The following is a 2,406-nucleotide window of genomic DNA, read 5'->3' on the forward strand; positions in this document are numbered from 1 at the left end:
TTGAGTGATTTTATCGAGCGATCGCCCTTTAGCAATCAGCAACTCATTTACCACAAACATACCACTCCTACCCCCAAGGCTAGAGTTGTGCTTGCGTGAACCCGGCGCAATTACGCGAATCAAACCAAACTCCTGTGTCAAGATTGTAACTAGTCTATCTGATTCGCCAAACCCCTGAGTTTTCAAATTAATTCCTGTTGCTTTATACGTTTTAGTCATTAGCTATTTATTATTAATTATAAGTAAGGGCGGGTTTTACCCGTTACTTTTTTACCAAGGACACAATATTTTCTTAAACCTGCCCCTACATAAGCCAATACTCCAGAATAAATGTTGAGATTATAAGCTAATCGCTCTTTTCCAGAGTATCGCGCTCCTCAAGTAAATTTACGCCTCTAGACGTGCCTAGTCTAGTTGCGCCCGCTAATATTAAGTCTAAAGCTTGGTGTACGTTCCGAATACCCCCTGAGGCTTTAATTCCTATTCTATCTCGTACAACCTCTTTCAAAAGTCGTATGTCCGCGACTGTTGCACCACCATTCCAGCCCGTACTAGTTTTCACAAATGCTGCCCCTGCATCCATACATATTTCCGCAGCCAGTCTTTTCTCCGCATCCGTCAACAGGGTAGTTTCCAGAATTGCCTTTACAGACTGCCCAGTTTCTTCACAAATTTCAGCTATCTCACGATGTACAGCCTCAGTATTGCCAATTTTTAGCCACCCTAAGTTGATGACTACATCTAACTCAGTCGCACCGTTTTCCACAGCTTCTTGAGCTTCGTAAAGTTTTGTTGCAGAAGTTGTAGCACCCGTGGGAAAGCCAATCACAGTACAAACTTTCGGTTTCCTATTGTGCAGGAGTTCTGCTACTCGCTTAACATAGGTTGGGTTTACACAAACCGCTGCAAAGCGAAATCTATCTGCTTGTTCACACCATTGTTCAACTTGCTCTGGGGTAGCTGTTGGAATCAGTAGGGTGTGGTCGATAAATGGCGCAATATCAATGTCTGGATAGTCTGCTGCCATCGCCTTTTCTACCAGTGATGAATTATTAACCTTTATAAAAATTTAAGACTATTTTATGCCAATAAACCACATATCTTAAAATTTTGTACTTTTTTGAAGGGCATGGGGCATTGGGCATTGGGCATAGTTGAAAAATTATAGGGATAAAAGGGATCTCTTAGCAGGGAGCAGGTAAAACTAGGTCGCCCACAATTCGACTCGGTTTCAACCTACCCTACAATGAAAAGATTCTTTCGCCCTCAAGGGGCGAGGCTTTAAACCTTAACCTTTTTTCGTAAATATGAGTGCTGGAAACCAGTCAGTACTGCTGGGTTAACTTTTTTCTTCCCCTACTCCCCCTCACCTATCCGCCATGCCCTATGCCCCATGCCCCATGCTACTCCCTACTCCCTCTTGTAAATTTGTGAAGCTAGACTGGGTTTGAGTAGAGGATGTAGGGGAACCAAGTTTGTTGTAGTATGACTAGACAATTGTAGTGTTGATTGTTGGATGTTAAATGCTTCAACCAAATGGGTTTTTAACTCCCACTGTAACTGTTCACGTTTTTGAGCATCTAAGGGTTCTATAAGTACGTGAGCGCACAGCGCGGTTTCACCAGAGCCGATCTCCCAAATTCTTAGCATTTCAACCCGACGTACTCCAGGAAACAATTGTAAAGCAGCTTCAACTTCTTCAGGGTTAATTGATCGAGGAGCATACTCTAGTAAGACTTCTAAGCTTCTATAAATTAGGGGAATGGCGCTAAAACAAGCGAAACCAGCAATTAGTAAGCTGATAATTGGGTCAATTGACCACCATTTGAACCAGTAAACGACAACCGCTTCAACCAGAACCCCCACAGAACCCATTGTATCGGCAAGGATGTGTAAGAAAGCTGCCCGAAAACTTAAATCGTTATGACTGTGCTTGTGCAATAGCGTTAAATTCAATATGTTGACAATTAACGCAAGTACTGATCCTACTAACAACGGTAAACTTAAAATAGGTTCGGGAGTTTGGAAACGTTGAAGAGCCTCCCAAGCTATAAACCCTGCGATCGCCAACAGCCCACAACCATTAACAACCGCTGCCAGAATTTCAACTCGCCCATGTCCAAAAGTCGCTCTACCCGCGGCCGGACGCCCAGCAAACCAACTGGCCAGCAGTGTTAGCCCTAAAGTACTCACATCAGAAAACAGATGCCCTGCATCCGCCTGTAGAGATAAACTATGGCTCCACAGTCCGATTCCAATTTCTGCTGGTACAACACTGACAAGCAACACCAGCACTAGCCATAATCGCCAAATTTTTTCCTCAGACTCGCTTGCTTCTGACGGATTCAACTTACAACAGTTACACAACCGTTTAAAGGCAATTTCAGATTGACTCAAGTGCTGCTT

The 2,406-nt window shown here is 43.6% G+C and carries 3 protein-coding genes; all 3 read right to left on the reverse strand.

Translation table 11 applies throughout. The annotated features are described in order from the left end of the window. Positions 1-219: DNA repair protein RecO (gene recO, locus G4P69_RS37075; RefSeq protein ID WP_208354852.1), on the reverse strand; the 219-nt coding region annotated here is incomplete at its 3' end. Between the two features lie 127 nt (positions 220-346). Continuing rightward, positions 347-1,027, reverse strand: a complete 681-nt coding sequence (deoC, locus tag G4P69_RS37080) for a deoxyribose-phosphate aldolase (RefSeq protein ID WP_208342522.1) — start codon at positions 1,025-1,027, stop codon at positions 347-349. Positions 1,028-1,410: 383 nt separating this feature from the next. After that, on the reverse strand, positions 1,411-2,406 hold a 996-nt coding region (locus tag G4P69_RS37085), incomplete at its 5' end, for a cation diffusion facilitator family transporter (protein WP_208354855.1).

This window comes from Aetokthonos hydrillicola CCALA 1050 (genome assembly GCF_017591665.1).
Lineage (GTDB): Bacteria > Cyanobacteriota > Cyanobacteriia > Cyanobacteriales > Nostocaceae > Aetokthonos > Aetokthonos hydrillicola.

Coding starts and splice junctions, on each gene's coding strand:
- deoC (WP_208342522.1), bottom strand. CDS start 1,027: ATGGCAGCAGACTATCCAGACATTGATATTGCGCCATTTATCGACCAC.